This window comes from Psychrobacter sp. TB55-MNA-CIBAN-0194 (assembly GCF_040309505.1).
In the GTDB taxonomy this organism is placed as follows: Bacteria; Pseudomonadota; Gammaproteobacteria; order Pseudomonadales; family Moraxellaceae; genus Psychrobacter; species Psychrobacter fozii.
Genome location: NZ_JBEOOW010000004.1, coordinates 158,381 through 176,153, shown reverse-complemented (window position 1 = coordinate 176,153; position 17,773 = coordinate 158,381). Strand labels below are relative to the sequence as shown.

General features: G+C 43.5%; 11 protein-coding genes. 6 read left to right on the top strand and 5 right to left on the bottom strand.

The window, feature by feature from the left end:
• Positions 1-5: 5 nt before the first annotated feature.
• Positions 6-1,577 carry an OmpA family protein gene (locus tag AAEY75_RS06440; RefSeq protein WP_352259145.1) on the top strand — a complete coding sequence of 524 codons (1,572 nt, stop codon included), beginning with the start codon at positions 6-8 and terminating at the stop codon, positions 1,575-1,577.
• 104 nt (positions 1,578-1,681) lie between these two features.
• Here AAEY75_RS06440 and nagZ read toward each other — a convergent pair whose 3' ends face one another.
• A complete protein-coding gene (gene nagZ / locus AAEY75_RS06435; protein ID WP_352259144.1) occupies positions 1,682-2,767 on the bottom strand; it encodes a beta-N-acetylhexosaminidase in 1,086 nt (361 codons plus the stop codon).
• Between the two features lie 504 nt (positions 2,768-3,271).
• On the opposite strand from nagZ, the gene AAEY75_RS06430 reads away from it, so the two are divergent.
• Positions 3,272-5,482 (top strand): carboxy terminal-processing peptidase, encoded by a 2,211-nt coding sequence (locus AAEY75_RS06430; RefSeq protein WP_352259143.1) that lies wholly within the window; start codon positions 3,272-3,274, stop codon positions 5,480-5,482.
• A 511-nt stretch (positions 5,483-5,993) separates the two neighbouring features.
• On the opposite strand, the gene AAEY75_RS06425 is transcribed toward AAEY75_RS06430, so the two are convergent.
• On the bottom strand, positions 5,994-6,479 hold the full coding sequence (locus AAEY75_RS06425; protein WP_352259142.1) for an FKBP-type peptidyl-prolyl cis-trans isomerase: 486 nt from the start codon (positions 6,477-6,479) through the stop codon (positions 5,994-5,996).
• 334 nt (positions 6,480-6,813) lie between these two features.
• On the opposite strand from AAEY75_RS06425, the gene AAEY75_RS06420 reads away from it, so the two are divergent.
• Entirely contained in the window at positions 6,814-8,862 is a 2,049-nt protein-coding gene (locus AAEY75_RS06420) for a M61 family metallopeptidase (protein ID WP_352259141.1), read from the top strand.
• 183 nt (positions 8,863-9,045) lie between these two features.
• Here the strand turns inward: AAEY75_RS06420 and copM are convergent, their stop codons facing one another.
• From copM to AAEY75_RS06405, 3 genes are all read right to left on the bottom strand, one after another.
• Positions 9,046-9,855 carry a CopM family metallochaperone gene (gene copM, locus AAEY75_RS06415; protein WP_352259140.1) on the bottom strand — a complete coding sequence of 270 codons (810 nt, stop codon included), beginning with the start codon at positions 9,853-9,855 and terminating at the stop codon, positions 9,046-9,048.
• A 262-nt stretch (positions 9,856-10,117) separates the two neighbouring features.
• Positions 10,118-10,732: a pseudouridine synthase gene (locus tag AAEY75_RS06410; protein ID WP_352259138.1), complete on the bottom strand. Its 615-nt coding sequence runs from the start codon at positions 10,730-10,732 to the stop codon at positions 10,118-10,120.
• 492 nt (positions 10,733-11,224) lie between these two features.
• The gene (locus AAEY75_RS06405) at positions 11,225-13,444 is read right to left on the bottom strand and encodes an NADP-dependent isocitrate dehydrogenase (protein ID WP_352259136.1); all 2,220 of its coding nucleotides are present in this window, start codon (positions 13,442-13,444) and stop codon (positions 11,225-11,227) included.
• Between the two features lie 626 nt (positions 13,445-14,070).
• On the opposite strand from AAEY75_RS06405, the gene AAEY75_RS06400 reads away from it, so the two are divergent.
• The 3 genes from AAEY75_RS06400 to glyA all read left to right on the top strand — a co-directional run bounded on the left by AAEY75_RS06400 (position 14,071) and on the right by glyA (position 17,721).
• On the top strand, positions 14,071-15,450 hold the full coding sequence (locus tag AAEY75_RS06400; RefSeq protein WP_352259134.1) for a GNAT family N-acetyltransferase: 1,380 nt from the start codon (positions 14,071-14,073) through the stop codon (positions 15,448-15,450).
• A 43-nt stretch (positions 15,451-15,493) separates the two neighbouring features.
• Complete coding sequence (locus tag AAEY75_RS06395) at positions 15,494-15,997, top strand: chorismate--pyruvate lyase family protein (protein WP_352259132.1); 504 nt, start codon at positions 15,494-15,496, stop codon at positions 15,995-15,997.
• A gap of 467 nt (positions 15,998-16,464) precedes the next feature.
• Entirely contained in the window at positions 16,465-17,721 is a 1,257-nt protein-coding gene (glyA, locus tag AAEY75_RS06390; protein ID WP_352259130.1) for a serine hydroxymethyltransferase, read from the top strand.
• Positions 17,722-17,773: the final 52 nt, after the last annotated feature.

The following is a 17,773-nucleotide window of genomic DNA, read 5'->3' as shown; positions in this document are numbered from 1 at the left end:
ATATTATGGATATTACCAGTCATTTGACCCGAACAGTAAGTCCGGCAGTATTGGAGGATGATCGTAGCCCAGCTAAAAAAAATCTACTTGAGCAGTTCTACGCTATTTTTGCTGCCCGCCTAGCGGATAATGCTACCTATGACCGTTTTGCCAATGAGAGTATTACTCGTGATGATCAAGAGTTCTATGATCGTGTATGGACAGACAGCTCGCAACGTGATCAAATCGCTCGTGAGCTGGCAGGCAAACACAATGTCGATGCGACAGCCTCTCGCGGACTCATTGCTATGGCCGCGCCACTTGCTTTTCATGAAATAAAAAGCTTGGCAGGTACCACGCCTGTACCACAATTTTTACATGATAATCTAGACAGCTATCAGCATCATATTCCTACATGGGCAAGCGCTGTTTTACCTGTCAGTGCCTTGGCCGCTGAGCCTGCGGTTGAAGTGCCTGTTTCTCAGACAGCGACTACAGAAGCATTGCCACATGAAGACGAGCCAAAAGACAGCTTTTTGAAAGCGCTGCTACCAATTATTGGCTTGATTATTTTGGGTGCATTGGCTTGGGCCTTACTACGTGGTTGCCAAGAAAATCCTGAGCCTGTTGCTACACCAGCGATGGCGCAGCAAGTCGCTGGTGTCAGCAATGTAGAGCTTGCTTCATTGCGTATTGCTACTGATGAAAACAGTGAATTATATGCTTGCCGTATGCGTGTGGGTGATGAGACGTTGCAGACCAACATGATGAATGCACTCACGGCTGCATTTGGTGATGAAGCCAATAAATGCCGTGCTGATGTCGATGATAAATTTGCGATAGATATGCCAGCCACAGCTCAGCTGACGACCATTTTGCCTATTCTCAAAAATGTACCAAATGCGAGTATGCTGATCGAAGGCGATACTATCACCGTTAATACGTCTGATGTACTAGCACTGGACCAGCTAATCGCTGACTTAAAAGCCGCTGCTCCAGCCATGAAGGTACAAGCGGAAAGACCGTTAGACTTAAAAAATGAGATAGAGAGTAGTCTATTCGCTGCAAACAATGCTATGAAAAATCTTGGTGACAATCCCGATCCAAGTGATGTGGCTCGTGCGCTAAGTATTCAGGTTATCAATTTTACTGTAGATGACGCGACACTTCCTGAGGTCAATAAAGAGTTGCTTGACCGTGCTGCTAAAATTATTAGCAAAGCACCGGATATAAAACTGATGATTGTCGGTCATACAGATGGTCAAGCATCGGACGAATATAATAACAAGTTGTCTCTTGAGCGTGCTGAATCTGTCAAACAGTACTTGGTTTCTAAAGGTGTTGATGCCAATAAGCTTACAGTAAAAGGCATGGGCGAATCAGAACCTATCGCTGATAACTCAACCGAACAAGGTCGTTTCCATAACCGCCGTATTGAGTTTGTCGTTGACGATCAACCTACTGGTGCAAACGATGGAATGATTATTGGTAATGATGCGCTTGACCCAGACTTGAACCCACTGGACAGTGATAACGATGATGTATTGCCTGATAGTGATGATGCGATTCAGGGTACGGCAGTAGATCCAGCCAATTAATCGATATTATTTCGATTGAAGTACTATTAATAATAAAAAACCGCACCTTGATTAAGATGCGGTTTTTTACTTTATTAAATTTGTTATTTATAAATGATAAAGGGCTATTTATAGTCAGTAGGGTCTTTTGGTGCATTGGTACTATTAGGTGTTTGCCCATCAGATTGAGGACTAAAAAAGGCCTGAGTCACATTTTGCTTGGCCTGTTGCCAATACTCAAACTGCTGGCAAGTAGATTCAAGGTCCCCTTGCCATACTGGTATGTCGCCACACATCGTTTTGATGCGATTTTGGTTGGGATAAGGGAGGTCTTGCGCTGCTTGAGCCGCTTCATGTGCGGCGACTCGATCATTGCAAACCAGTGCAATGTCACATCCTGCTTCTATTGCCGCCTTTACACGTGCGCTGACATCGCCCGCTGCTTTGGCACCTGCCATGCATAGGTCATCAGAAAACAAGACACCATCAAAATCAAGCTGATTACGAATGATGTCTTTTAACCAAATTTTAGAAAATCCTGCTGGCTTATCATCGACTTGCGAAAAGATAACATGGGCAGGCATTAACGCATCAAGCGATGTGAGCGTTTGCGCAAAAGGCTGCATATCGCTATTCATAATCTCATCAAAACTACGTGTATCGATGGCCTCAGCCACGTGTGAATCAGGCGCAACCGCACCGTGTCCTGGAAAATGCTTGCCTGTGGTTGCCATGCCTGCCGTTTTCATGCCGCGCATAAACTGTGTCGCTAGGGCAGTGATCGCCTGTGGCTCATTATGAAAGCTGCGATCGCCAATGACTTGACTGATGCCGTCTCTATCAAGCACTGGTGCAAAACTGAGGTCAATACCCACGGCCAATACTTCTGTCGCCATTAGATAGCCACAATCATAAGCAAGGCTCAGCGCAAGGCTAGGGTCTTGGTTGAATAATTCACCGAGCTTGCCCATCGCTGGCAAAGGGGTGAAGCCATTGCGCAGACGCGCGACCCGACCGCCTTCTTGGTCGACACCGATTAATATATCAGGGTTGTGATAGCGTATGTCATCGCACAAGGCTCGCACTTGCGCAGCATCTGCTACATTTCGAGCAAATAAAATTACCCCGCCAACTTGTGCCTGTTTGAGTAAACTAACATCTTCAGCAGTCAGTGCGGTACTATCGATATCAATCATTAAGACGCCGTACATTGCGTAATCCTTATGGTGTTATATATTGTTATATGATGGGTAATGCTAAAAGTAGAAGGTGATGAATCAGAACTACCTTATTATGACAGCTATTATTAACTGAGCATAATGTGGCACAGGTATCGACTCAAATCAATTTTTGGATAGCCATTAGAGCAGTACCAATACGTCCAAATAATGATGCACAACAAATATCATAGAAAGTTTGGTATGTGCAGGTGTAGCGTGTAATATTGCTTATACAGTTTGAGACAGTCGAACCATAATGCTCATGATAATATTGATTGATTTTGAAGGCTATTTGAACATTATATTGGCAGTTTTTGACGAAATTTAGAGGCTATTATTAGAACGCTGTAATCGTAAGATGTCTACCAAGCATTATCAGTAACAAATATTTTAACGTACAGAAGAAATGAAATTTATAGGTAGCGAGATATTTAAGCACTTTTGATCTTTATAAAACAAATAATATTATTAACGCAAAATAACTAGGGATATATGATGAAAAAACAACCAGCACAGTGGTTACTCAGTGCAGCGTCAGTGGGCATCGCCGGTATTATTCTTACCCAGAGCTATGGAACGGCAGTCGCCGATACCAACACTGAAAGCTTCGTGCAAACTCCCGAACAAAAAGTCACCACTCGCCAAGTAGCGGCATTGCTGGACCGTAGTCATTATCTGAATCAGCCGCTCGACAGCAAAACGGGTAGCGAGATTCTATCTATGTATATTGATAGCCTTGATCCAAACCATACGCTATTTCTACAGTCTGATGTCGACGAGTTTAAGAAAAAATATGCCGATGACTTCGGTGCTCGTCTCAAACAGGGTGATTTATCTGCAGGCGTATATGTTTTCGAGCGATATCGCAAACGTTCAAATGAGTATTTTGCGATGGCAAGTAAAATGCTAAAAACGAAGATCGATTTGACTGGCAAAGACACCATCGTACTTGATCGTGAAAAACTCAATCATTTCAAAACCAAAAAAGAGCAGCGTGACTATTGGGCGCGCCAGTTAAAGTTTAGTTTAATGAGTATCACACTGGGTCAAGAAGACGAAAAAGCTAAAGAGGAAGTGTTTTTAAGCAATCCAGATATTACGCGTGGACAAGATTTGGTTCGCAATGATCAGCGTACCCCGAGCGAAATTTTACAAAACCGTTTGTCGCGTCAGCAAGAGCAGTCAAAACGCCTTACCAATGATGAGATCATGGAAACGGTCCTAAATACAGCAATGCTGACTTACGATCCACACAGCAATTACTATGCACCGATTCAGGCAACTGAGCTGCAAATTCAATCTAGTCTACAACTAGAAGGGATTGGCGTTTCTATCCGTCCAGACCGTAAAAACCCAGATTATACTCGCATTGTCACTTTAGTAGATGGCGGTCCAGCGGCTAAATCTGGACAAATCAAGCCAAATGATTTGATCGTTGGTATCGCAAAAGACGGTGAAACCATGACCGATGTGGTTGGCTGGTCAACGCGTGAGATTGTGAGTTTGATTCGTGGTAAGCGCGGAACCTCAGTGACTATCAAAGTACGACAGCCTAATACTCCTGATGCTAGCGCCCGTAACGTCACGGTCGTCCGTGATATTATTAAACAAGAAGAGTCAGGTGTTACTCATCGTGTCGTAGAAGTGCAGCGTCCTAATATTGATAAAACACCAAAACGTATCGGTGTGCTTGAGATTCCAAGCTTTTATCTGAATTATCAAGCCCGCCGTAACGGTGAAGACTACCGTAGCGTCAGTATCGATACCGAAAAAGCACTAAAGGAGCTCAATAAAGAAAATATTGATGGTTTGGTTGTCGATCTACGTAATAACCCAGGTGGCTCATTAGATGAAGTCGCTAGAATGCTTGGCTTCTTTATTAAGAGCGGGCCGATGGTGCAAATTCGTGACAATCGCGGCAATATTCAAGTCTACCGTGACGATGATGGTGGTGAGCAACTTTATAGTGGCAACATGACGGTCATTACCAACTTAGCATCTGCGTCAGCCAGTGAGATATTTGCGGCTGCTATTCAAGATTATGGTCGTGGTCTGGTTGTCGGTAGTACGACGACAGGTAAAGGCTCTGCCCAAATTCAATTGGATAGTTTGGCGCTAGGCTCAGCCACTTTAACGCAGCGTAAATTCTATCGTATTACTGGCGGTAGTACGCAGAATAAAGGCGTGGTGCCTGATGTTGAACTGGTCAATATCTATGATGATGCTACCTTTGGTGAGCGCGCACAGAAAAAAGCCTTACCGTGGGATACTATCAAAACAGCCCCTTATAAGCCTGAAGGCAAGTTTACCAACGATACATTAGCGACACTCAATCAGCAATCCAAAATCCGTCAAGAGCAAAATCCACAGTTTGTTTATTTATCAGCGCTAAATGATATTCGCGATATGGAAGATGAGAAAAAACCTATCCAGCTCGATATCAATAGTCGCCGAGCCAAAATGCAACTGATTGAAAAACGTTCGTTGGAAGCTGAAAACAAACGTCTTATCTCAACTGGTGAGCGTCCTTATGCCAATTGGAATACTTATCAAGCGGCAATGGATGCAAAATTTGAAGAACGCAGTCGCATGAAGGCTAGTGAACGTCCAGAGTTACCTGAAGACGAAGCCTTCATCAATGAAGCCGCTTATGTCATGCTGAGCGCTGAACCGAAAGCGTTGCTTAGTCCTCAAGAGAAGCTATAAGCAACAGTGCTGTGAATGGCAAAAATGTATTATTCAAATCCATGTAAGCATATGCTTACATGGATTGACGTTTATACCTCTTACTAACCATGGGGCAATCTGCGATTATAACTGTACGGCACGGCTGAACGAAAAGGTTCATTGGTACTAGGGATTGGTATCTTACAAGTCGCATCAAGGATAGGTGGTTTGCTGGTTAGGGATGATAGGGCTGGATGCCCGAATAGTTACAAGATGCCCCGGGATTAGGTATCTTATAACGATGACATGGATGGTTAGTGATAAAAGCCGCACAACGCTTGTCGTTATGCGGCTTTGTTACGTCTGCAGGATAGTAATTGATAGATTTTGGCTGAAGACCTATTGAACGGCCACAGTCTCAGCAGTATTTTTTATAAACTGTAGGCGCAAAAAAGGGTCAGTAGCGATAGCTACTGACCCTTTTTAGATAAAACAACAGTCACATTAGTGACTTACCGCCTCATCCTTTCTTGCTATTCTCTAGAAGAGATTAGTGCTCAACGCCACCAGCACCATGTACATGGCCATGGTTTAGCTCGTCTTCAGTTGCTGCACGTACTTCTTGGATTTCAACATCAAACGTCAAACGCTTACCAGCCAATGGATGGTTGGCATCAACGGTTACTTCTTCATCGCTTACAGCAGTAACAGTAACTAGCATTACTTGGCCACCAGCTTCTGACTGAAACTGCATACCAGGTTGGATGTCTTCAACGCCTTGGAAGTTGTCACGTGGTACGTGTTGTACTGCTTGCTCTTGATACTCGCCATAGCCATCAGCAGGTTCAACAACTGCATTGACTTGTTCGCCAGCAGATTTACCTTCTAGCTGTTGCTCTAGGCCTGGGATGATGTTGCTATGGCCATGCAAATAAGCAAGTGGTTGACCTTCTGGTGATTGGTCAAGAATGTTGCCTTCGTCGTCTTTTAGTGTGTAATTGAATTTGACGGCGGTATCTTTTGCGATAGTAGTCATAAATTATCCTAAATATATCTGTGTAAAAAATTAAATACGGTTGCAATAAACCTAAAAAATCCAATTAGCAGGCCAAATAGCCACGTCATGAGTCAATTATCATCAGTTTATTAAAGTAACTTTAGCAGTTAGCATCTTTAATTGAGATGGCGCATATAACTTTCAAGGTAAAAACAAGAAAAAATGCCATTTAATCTCAATAAATGTCACATTTTATTAAAATAAACGCTGTTTTAAGCAGTTTAGAGTGAGCTATTGGGTATTCGTGGTTTGGCGGTTGCGTTTTTGAGTAAGGGCTTCTAACATAATGATAAAAACAAGGATGAAAAAGACAATGACTTCCGTTACCACTACTGCGAATAACCAACTCATAGATAGCAATACCAAAAATGACAGTACTAACAATGCCAACGTAATCGCTGATATCAATTATCGCTTCAATTTTGATCGTTTCTTTGAGCATTTGATCGATGTGTCGCTGAGCTTTACAGCAACGGCTAATTCTCCTCAGCTTTGGTTGCCAGCATGGATACCGGGTAGTTATCTGATGCGTGAGTTTGCCCGCAACATCACCGCCGTTCACTATCAGGTGTTAGATGGTCAAGCAACGGATAGCAAAACAACTAGCCAAACAACAGATAGTGACACACCACTTAAGACTTATCGTGCGCAGAAAATAGACAAACATACTTGGCAGCTACCTCAAGTAGAGGCAGGGCAGACAGTAGAGGTTCACTATGAAGTGTACTGTTATGACCTATCTGTGCGTACTGCTTACGTGGATCAGCAGCGCTTATACGGCAATTTCACCTCGCTTGCCTTAGCAGTTGAGGGACAAGAGCATACACCTGTCAATATGAGCTTAATCGTCCCGGCCGCGTTTTTTACAGACAAAGAAGAAGCGCGTGTCGTTTTGGCATCTGGTTTGAAATCTACCCATTTGAAACTTGATGGTCAGCATGCTTATGGGCTACAAGCAGATAGCTATCACGAGATGATCGACTATCCTTTTGAAATCGCAGAACAAGATAAGTTTGATTTTATTATTCAAGATAACGAACATCAGACGCTACACCATAGTTTTTACCTTGCTGGTAAGCACAATGCTAATATGGGTAGGTTGCAGCAAGATATCACTCAGATTTGCCAGACGTATTTAGACTGGCTAGGTGACGCACCTTTTAGTGATTATACGTTTATGACTTTTGCCAGTGGTCAAGATTACGGTGGCCTTGAGCATATCAACTCTACCAGCTTGATTACCCCGCGCCGTGACTTGCCAAGTATCAATGAGCCAAAAATACCAAGCACAGATTATCAGCGGTTTTTAGGTTTATGCAGCCATGAGTATTTTCATTCATGGTGGGTCAAAACAGTACGCCCTGATGTCATGCTAGAGGTTGATTTGCGCCGTGAGGCTTTCACGCCGTTACTTTGGGTGTTTGAGGGTTTTACGTCTTATATCGATGACTTTATGTTGCAAGCGTCAGGTGTGATTGACAAATCAAGCTATCTCAAGCTGTTAGCGGAACAAATCAATCGTTACTATCAAACCGCTGGGCGTGCGTATCAGAGTGTCGCAGAGTCGAGCTTTGATGCTTGGATTAAGTTATACCGTAATGATGAAAATACGGGTAATGCGGGTATTAGCTATTACAATAAAGGGGCACTGGTTGCGTTATGTTTGGATTTGACGCTGCTACAAAAGAGCGCTGGTCGCTATCGTCTGTTTGATGTGGTCAAGGCCTTTTATACTCAAGCCAAGCAAAACGATAACAAGCGTGTTGGCATCAGTAGTGCTGATATGGGTGCGGTCATTGGGCAGTTTATGCCATTAGCGGATTGGGAGGATTTTGAGCATCGCTATGTCAACGGTGTTGAAGAATTACCAATTGAAGCGCTGTTGGCTGCCAATGGTACTAACATGCGTACCAATACAAAAGAGACCGCTGATAAGCATGTGCCGTGGGGTATGCGTTGTACTGAAACGCCTGCCGGACTAAAGGTTAATCGAGTACAGCGTGATAGTGCGGCTGCCAGATCTGGGATTTCAGCACATGATGTCATTATGGCGATTGACGGCATTAAAGCAGATAGCAAGCAGTTGGCATCGCTTAGCAATGCAGCACATAACGTTGAATGTTACTTGTTCCGCCGTGATGAGTTGATATGTGTCAATGTACTGCCGAAAGCAGCTATGGAAGTACAACAGTCAGCCAGTGCTGATAATAGTAAGAATGATCTTAATGAAAAAGCATTTCCGCATAAAGTAAGTTTGCACTTAGCAAAAGATGATATAGCGTCAAGAGCCAGTGATGAGAATTCTTCAGGTAATGCGAGCTGGCAAGCGTGGCTTAATGCGATAGAGCGTTATCAGCGTTAAGTGTATTGAGTTAAGTACACTAATTTAAGGTTATCGATTTTAGCCACTCTGCTTAAGTATTTAGTTTGAGCATTCATAGAAAATAAAAACCTCTGCTAAATGATCATATTTAGCAGAGGTTTTGCGTCATACACTATCAGTATACTTTGGGGTTTTCTTCAAACATCAGAAGTAACTCAGTCTTTAAGAGTCAGGTGTTTCAGTTTTTGCGTCTACTTCACCTTCACCAAGTTCATCTTCTATGCTTTCATCTGCTTGAGAGTCTGCAATCCAATTTTGCATCCGTTTGATTTCGGGTTGCTGAGTGTCGATGATATCTTGCGCCAGTTGACGCATCTCTTCATCAGTACCATATTTCAGCTGGATAGTTGCCATTTCTACTGCGCCCAGATGATGCGGTAGCATGCCGCGCGTGAATGCCATGTCAGGGACAGGATCGGCAATACCTAATACCATCTCACCATTCAAGACATCCATACTTCTAGCATAGGCCTGTTGCATGGCCTCAGTATTAGGTTTAGGTTTGGCTGTATCAGGGTGGCTGGCAAGCCATTTATTCAAAATATCGATTTCAATCTGTTGAGCGTCAATAATCTCTTGGGCGAGCTGACGTACTTTTTCATCAGTACCGTATTTCAGCTGAATTTTTGCCATATCTATCGCGCCACGGTGGTGCCCAAGCATGCTTTTGGCGAAGGCAGTGTCAGGGTCGTTGTAACCCATGCCGATCATCATTTCATCATGCATTCTAGTCATTGATTTTGTATAGTCTTTGAGCACATCAGTCATTTGGCTTTCGTCAATGATGTCTTCATTTTCCGCTAAGTCATTAACTTCGGCTTCATCTTGAGTCTCTGCTATATCAGTCACTGGCGTGGTGACTTCTTCGTCAGTGGTCGCTTCATTGTTTTCTGTTGTCGGCTGACAGGCACTCAGTATGAGCGCAGCAGAAATACTGGTGGCCAACAATAAAAAACGATGAGAAGCAATCATGATGTATTCCTAGAATAAAAATTTAATAATAAATGAATGAGACCTGTTACAGACAATCACTCATGTTCCGAAGCTTAGCAGATAAACCTTACCCGTTCGAGACGCTATGTTTAATGGGTCGTAAGCTAACTAATTTATAGACAAAAAATGCTATATAGTTGATTCAGTTTAAAAGTGAGTCAAGGCAACCGAGTGCAGATGTCTATGGGATACTTCAAGCGAGGTTAACGCTGTCACTCTTTTATAGAGGATTAACTATAGATTAACCGAATATCCCTAACTGCTTACAGCGCTCACTATCCAAATGAATTCGTATAGACTCACCAACTGCTAAGTTACTTAATTCAAAACCTGCAACTGACCAACGTATCAAACGTAAGCAAGGCAGCCCCACATGTGCGGTCATGCGCCTTACTTGGCGATTTTTACCTTCATATATCGTCAGCATCAGCCATGAATCTGGCACACTTTTACGCTCACGTATCGGTGGGTCACGTTGCCAGAGCGGCATTGGTAACTCATCTTCACTGACATGTTTAAGCTCAGCAGGCAGGGTTTTGCCATCTTTGAGAATCACGCCTTTTTGGAGCTTACTAAGCTGCTCAGGTGTAGGGATGCCTTCAACTTGTACTAAGTACGTCTTGCCTTGTTTGCGACCAGCATTGGCTTTGGGTGGATGGGTAATTGCTTTATTTACTCGACCATCATCAGTCAGAATCAGTAAGCCTTCTGAGGTTGCATCAAGTCTGCCTGCTATCCGCAATGATTTGTCCGTAAAGTATTCAGATAGCGTGGTGTGGTTGTTATTGCTGTCATCTCTGAACTGACTTTGCACGCCATAAGGCTTGTTGAATAGTACGAGACTAGAGGTCGACATAAACAGCTGTTTCCTAAATATAAATGAGTCAGTATTACTTACTATCCAAATGATGATACACCCTAACATTCAAAATAAAAATGAGCACACGCTCTAGATATACTGCGTCCTGCTACAAAAGTAAGGCAGTACGAGCTAAGGGCTTCCATTTCATCTATATTTTGATAGATCTTTCATATTTTGGAATACTATATATTTTTCTAATTAAGACAAGCGTCTATTATAAAGTGTTTTTCTATTGTTCACAGGGCCACTCATGTTTTTTGCTGAGGTGATTGAGGGCGTAGGCTGTATGACGGCACCCAGACAGGGCTCTACAATACAATCGTTCCAATACAACTTGGATATGCTGTTAAAGACCATAAAAAACACCTCAACGTCCTAAGGCAGTTGAGGTGTTTTATTTACTAAGACTTAAACTTGCTTAATCGCTCTTGGATATAAACCCCAACAGCGACTAAGCTTAACTGTCTAAGTGCAATCGCTTAGAAATTACAGCGATGCCAGTGTTTCGTTAAACAAAGCACTTGGACGCATGGCTTTCTTAGCCAATTCTTCGTCGGCATAGTAGTAGCCTTTGATGTCCACAGGCTTGCCTTGAGCTTGGTTCAGCTCTTTGACGATAGCTTCTTCGCTGTCTTTAAGCTTTTGCGCAAATGGTGTAAATTGTGCTTTTAGCTCGCTATCTTGGTCTTGCGCTGCTAGCTCTTCAGCCCAGTACATGGCCAGATAGAAGTGACTACCACGGTTATCTAATTCACCTGTTTTACGTGATGGTGATTTGTCATTCAACAGCAGTTTTTCTGTCGCTGTATCTAGCGTGTCAGCCAATATTTTGGCTTTAGCATTGTTATCGTTCTCGGCTAAATGCTCCAAAGATACGGTCAAGGCTAAAAACTCACCCAATGAATCCCAACGTAAATGGTTTTCTTCTACGAGCTGCTCAACGTGTTTCGGAGCTGAACCACCTGCACCTGTTTCGAACAGACCACCACCTTTCATTAGTGGTACGACTGATAGCATCTTGGCACTAGTGCCTAGCTCTAGAATTGGGAACAAGTCAGTTAGGTAATCACGCAAGATGTTACCAGTGGCAGAGATAGTATCTAGACCACGAGCAACGCGCTCTAGGGTATAACGCATGGCACGAACTTGTGACATGATTTCAATGTGTAGACCTGTAGTGTCATGATCCTTCAAGTATGTCTGAACTTTTTTGATCAGCTCATTTTCATGTGGACGATATGGGTCTAACCAGAAGATAACAGGCGTGTCTGATTCGCGCGCACGGCGAACAGCCAGTTTCACCCAATCTTGGATAGGATCATCTTTAACCTGACACATGCGCCAGATATCACCTTTTTCAACACGTTTTTCGAGTAATACTTCATCAGTATCTACATCAACAATACGTGCAATACCAGCATTGCTTGACTCAAAAGTCTTGTCATGTGAACCGTACTCTTCTGCTTTTTGTGCCATCAAGCCAACGTTAGGAACCGTACCCATTGTCGTTGGATCAAAGTTACCATGCCATTTGCAGAAATTGATCATTTCTTGATAAATACGGGCAAAGGTAGATTCAGGCATAACGGCTTTGCAATCATACAGTTTGCCATCGGCGCCCCACATTTTACCGCCATTACGAATCATAGCAGGCATTGATGCATCTACGATAATGTCGCTTGGAGAATGGAAGTTGGTGATGCCTTTTGAAGAATCAACCATAGCCAGACGTGGGCGATGCTCTTGACAAGCATGCAAGTCTTGCTCGATCTCTTCACGCTTTGAGGCTGGCAAAGTTGCAATTTTGTCGAACAAATCAGCCATGCCATTGTTGACGTTAATGCCTAGCTCGTCAAACGTAGCGCCATGTTTTGCAAAGGCTTCTTTGTAGTAGATACGAACCGCGTGACCAAATACGATAGGGTGTGACACCTTCATCATCGTGGCTTTTACGTGTAGTGAGAACAGAATACCGGCTTCGCGGCAATCTTCCATTTCACGCTCATAAAAGTCTAGCAATGACTGCTTGCTCATAACCATTAAATCAATCACTTCTTTATCAAGCAAAGCGATTTTAGGTTTCAAGACTTTATTGGTGCCGTCATCAAGTAACAACTCCATACGTACGGTACGAGCTTTATCTAAAGTGATAGATTGCTCGCCATCATAGAAGTCACCGCCATGCATGTGTGACACGTGCGTGCTTGACCACTGCTTCCACTCACCCATAGAATGCGGATGCTTGCGAGCATAGTTTTTGACGGCTTTAGGGGCGCGGCGATCTGAGTTACCTTCACGTAGTACAGGGTTAACCGAGCTACCTAAGCTTTTACCATAACGGCGACGAAGTTCTATTTCTTCGTCAGTTTTTGGATCTTCTGGGAAATCAGGTAATGCAAAGCCTTTGCTTTGCAACTCTTTGATACAGGCTTTAAGCTGCTGCACAGAAGCACTGATGTTTGGCAGTTTAATGATGTTGGTGTTTGGATCTTGTGTCAGACGACCAAGCTCAGCCAAATTGTTTGGTACGCGTTGCTCTTCCGTCAAATATTCTGGGAATTCAGCCAATACTCGCGCTGCAACAGAAATATCAGTTGTCTCAACAGCAATCCCTGCCGTTTTGGTAAACGCTTCAACAATAGGCAAGAATGAAAGGGTTGCTAGAGCAGGGGCCTCATCAGTTTTTGTATAGATAATTTTTGACATTGTAATCGGGTATCCCTTTAGTTGTCGTTAAAAATAATACGTACACATAAATTCGAATATCGTCGGATGATACTATGCAACAACGAACTATGTGGTTAGATCAAGTACATCATATGTGGTCTCAGAAATATTGGAGACCATTTAAATTTTTCTTTTACGCACGTCTATTAGCGTTCATCAAACAGGCTTCTTAAAACAGTACGATGCTTTGACTGCCTATACAAAAGGGCTTGAAGGTGAACTGCTGACTTCATATTATAGTTAATCCACTATAAATCGGCTATGATGTCAATCTTGTATAATGAACTAAGTATACTGTTTTCGCTCATATCCTATGTATCTGAATTATATTAAGCTAATAACAACCTTATTCTACCAGTCATCAGCTTCGATATCATCTTTTCCATGCAACTACTGTCTTTTCATTGGCTTTTATAATGAGATGGAGAGTAGGATATAAGCATCATTATAAAACACAGCCACCTCTATTATAGTAGGTGGTTTTTTATTGCATATAGATGAATTTTTGCAAATTGTGACAGCAAACTATCAAAAATTTGCTAGGCTAGGTCACTAATCAATCGGTTATCGATAAATATATAGCGACTATAATAATGACAAACAGTATGAGTTTAGAATACGCGCTGATTAATGATACCAGTTGGCAGAGCCAAGCAGACTGGCAAACACCAGATACGCCCTTTATGTCATTTGCCTTTTGGCAAGCGCTGGCAGACACGGGTGCAATAGGTGAGCAGGCAGGTTGGTTGCCAATATTTATTTTGGTGCACCGTGTCGCCAATTATGCTGATAGCGACGACAGCAATGATAAAGAAGACAGTAATGGCAATGCAATAGGCGGTGTAGAAAGAAGTGCATTGCATCCTGTTGCGGTATTACCCGTATTTATAAAGGGTCATCATCGAGGTGAGTTCGTGTTTGATCATGCATGGGCGGAAGCCTACGCACGCTACGGCATTAATTATTATCCGCGATTGGTCAGTAGCGTCCCTTATACACCGATTACGGGTCAGCGCTTATGGTTGGCCACAGGCGAAACCTTAAGTGAAGAAGTGATAAAAACAGCTATCGCAGGTGTTGATGATATTGCTCAACAAGTAGGCGCATCCAGCTGGCATGGACTGTTTGTCACGCCTGAGCTCGCCTCTATCGCGACCGCAGCGCTGCCGACAGATATCGATATAGAGCAGGCATTAGCCGCCCAAGATAATAGCTTAGAGCCAACTGCTATTGAGATGCCCATATTGGAGCGTCAAGGCTGTCAGTTCTTGTGGCAAAATAAAGACTTGCTACAAGACAGTCAGCCATTCGTAGATTTCGATGCATTTCTAATGACGCTAAAAGCCAAAAAACGTAAAACGATCCGTGCGGAGCGTCGCAAAGTTGCTGAGCAAAATATCAGCTGTCAGCGTAAGTGTGGAGCGGATATTACCGATGGTGATTGGAAAGCGTTTTATCACTGCTATGTGATGACGTATGCGGTGCGTGGTCAACAGCCTTATCTGACGATAGATTTTTTTATGGCGTTGGCAGCGAGCATGCCTGAGCATTTGATGCTGGCACAAGCACTCAATGGTGATGGTGAAATTATTGCTAGCAGTCTGTTCTTGTACGATAACGCTGATAGCGACAAGTCTGATGGTGATGTTGATAATAATGCGACCTTATATGGACGTTATTGGGGGGCGCTAGGTGAGTACGACAGTTTGCACTTTGAGCTGTGCTACTATCAGGGTATCGAGTTTGCCATTGAGCAAGGTCTGAAGTATTTTGATCCGGGTACGCAAGGGGAGCATAAGCTGGTTCGTGGCTTTATCCCAACGACGACGCACTCGTTGCACCGTATTTATGATCCACGTTTTGTACCCGCGATTGCAGATTTTTGTCGCAAAGACCGTGAGCATATGGCGCAGTATCGTCAGCAGGCATTTGAGGCTTTGCCATTTAATGCGGACAATATGCCAGAGTTTGATATAAATAATTAGTATCAGCCTTTCTTATTTAATCCTTCACAATTAGCCGTTAACTATGTTCAGTACTCAAACGTCTTGTTTTAGCAATCCGTCACCTCCTAGTGAGCTACTACCGTGGCTCAACGCCAAAGGCTCTCTCACTGCCATGTTGGAAGTAAAAGCAGGGCAGCCCTTGCGTGTAGAGCGCAGCTTTGAGGGCTATCGGCAGCTGTCTCTGTTACAAAAGCAACAATTGGGTCTGCAGGGGGCAGCGCTTAATCGTCCGATGTTGGCTTGGGTGCGTGAGGTGCAGCTTTATGGCAATGATGAATTACCATGGGTAGATGCCCAAAGTATCTTTCCGCTATCCAGTCTAAAAGGCCGCGCACGTCGCCTACAACAGCTCAAAGGCACACCTATTGGTTATGTGCTATTCAAGCGCAGCCGCACGTTGCCCAATCAGCGATTTATTGAGCAAACAGCCTCAGGTTGGCAACGGCAAACCCGTTATGATTGGTACGGTCGTACGCTAATGATCAGTGAAACGTTCCTGCCTGCATTTTTATCTAGCCATGCTTAAAAATATTTTATGCCTATATACGTGTAAAACAGCATGTTGCCAAGAATTCATAGCAGGTAAATCCTTTATTTTATTGGCTATTTATCTGTGTTATATGGTCATTTAATTCCCTCATCTTAAGGTGAGGTTTTTTTGCGTTCGCAGCACAAATTTTCATGTTACACTTAATCTTTAGCGATGATATCGATGCATACGTGTATCGAATTTATTGCCGAATTGGACAACTTCATGGCGGGCCACTCGCCTGCATTTATTCTTATTTTAATCTCTGCTAATAGATCCCATTCACAATAATGGTCATACCATAAAACAGATTGCCGAAAAACAATAGATTGCTGGAAAAAAGTGCAGAGGTATCACGCGTACTTCTAGCGGCATTGACGCAGTAGTTGTTTTATTGTGGGCAGGCTATAAGCTTCTTTTAAATGACGTTTTTTCAATGACAGTCACTACTTAGGACATTAAATATGTTTAAAAATATCTCTCTTCAAAGTTTTGATCCAGTACTTGCTGAAGCGATGGCCGCAGAAAGCGTTCGTCAAGAAAACCACATTGAGCTTATCGCTTCTGAAAACTACTGCTCACAAGCAGTGATGGAAGCGCAAGGTACTGATCTAACCAACAAATACGCTGAAGGCTATCCTGGCAAGCGTTATTACGGTGGTTGTGAGCATGTGGACGTTGTAGAGCAATTGGCTATTGACCGCGCTAAAGAGTTATTCGGTGCAGAGTATGTGAACGTTCAGCCACATTCTGGTAGCCAAGCAAACTCAGCGGTGTTTTTAGCATTGCTAGAAGCCAATGACACAGTATTGGGCATGAGCCTAGATGCTGGTGGTCACTTGACTCATGGCGCACACATCAACTTTTCAGGCCTGAACTACAATGCCGTACAGTATGGCTTGGTAGATGGCACTGGCTTGATTGATTATGATCAAGTAGACGCTCTAGCACGTGAGCACAAGCCTAAAATGATCATCGCTGGTTTTTCAGCATACTCACAAGTGGTCGATTGGCAGCGTTTCCGTGACATCGCAGACGAAGTAGGTGCTTACCTGTTAGTAGATATGGCTCACGTGGCAGGTCTAGTTGCTGGCGGTGTTTATCCAAGCCCAGTACCTTTCGCTGATGTCGTAACTACTACCACGCACAAAACTCTACGTGGCCCACGCTCAGGTATGATTTTGTCTCGTGATGAAGTACTTGCCAAGAAACTAAACTCAGCTGTATTCCCGGGCAACCAAGGTGGCCCATTGATGCATGTTATCGCTGCGAAAGCAGTTTGCTTTAAAGAAGCATTGGAAGACAACTTTGCTACTTATCAGCAGCAAGTGGTGAAAAATGCACAAGCGATGGCAAAAGTGGTTCAAGAGCGTGGCTATGAAGTTATCTCTGGCGGTACTGAAAACCATCTAATGCTGATCAGCCTCGTTAAGCAAGAAATGACGGGTAAAGAAGCGGACAAATGGCTTGGCGAAGCTCACATCACTGTGAACAAAAATGCCGTACCAAACGATCCAAAATCTCCGTTCGTAACGTCTGGTATCCGTATCGGTACACCAGCGATTACTACTCGCGGCTTCAACGAAGCACAAGCGGGCGAGTTGGCAGGTTGGATTTGTGACGTACTAGACAGCCGTGGTGATGAAGCGGTCGCTACTGAAGTACGCGGTAAAGTAGAAGCGATTTGTGCAGAATTGCCAGTTTACGAAAAAAACCAGTAAGCTCAAATCTGTACTGATTTAGCCAGCTCTGATTCAGAGTTGTACAATAAAA

Bases quoted from the DNA above. Each gene is read 5' to 3' on its own strand.
- AAEY75_RS06400 (WP_352259134.1), top strand. From the start codon at position 14,071: ATGAGTTTAGAATACGCGCTGATTAATGATACCAGTTGGCAGAGCCAA.
- glyA (WP_352259130.1), top strand. From the start codon at position 16,465: ATGTTTAAAAATATCTCTCTTCAAAGTTTTGATCCAGTACTTGCTGAA.
- AAEY75_RS06420 (WP_352259141.1), top strand. From the start codon at position 6,814: ATGACTTCCGTTACCACTACTGCGAATAACCAACTCATAGATAGCAAT.
- AAEY75_RS06395 (WP_352259132.1), top strand. From the start codon at position 15,494: ATGTTCAGTACTCAAACGTCTTGTTTTAGCAATCCGTCACCTCCTAGT.
- nagZ (WP_352259144.1), bottom strand. From the start codon at position 2,767: ATGTACGGCGTCTTAATGATTGATATCGATAGTACCGCACTGACTGCT.
- AAEY75_RS06430 (WP_352259143.1), top strand. From the start codon at position 3,272: ATGAAAAAACAACCAGCACAGTGGTTACTCAGTGCAGCGTCAGTGGGC.
- AAEY75_RS06440 (WP_352259145.1), top strand. From the start codon at position 6: ATGGATATTACCAGTCATTTGACCCGAACAGTAAGTCCGGCAGTATTG.
- copM (WP_352259140.1), bottom strand. From the start codon at position 9,855: ATGATTGCTTCTCATCGTTTTTTATTGTTGGCCACCAGTATTTCTGCT.
- AAEY75_RS06405 (WP_352259136.1), bottom strand. From the start codon at position 13,444: ATGTCAAAAATTATCTATACAAAAACTGATGAGGCCCCTGCTCTAGCA.
- AAEY75_RS06425 (WP_352259142.1), bottom strand. From the start codon at position 6,479: ATGACTACTATCGCAAAAGATACCGCCGTCAAATTCAATTACACACTA.
- AAEY75_RS06410 (WP_352259138.1), bottom strand. From the start codon at position 10,732: ATGTCGACCTCTAGTCTCGTACTATTCAACAAGCCTTATGGCGTGCAA.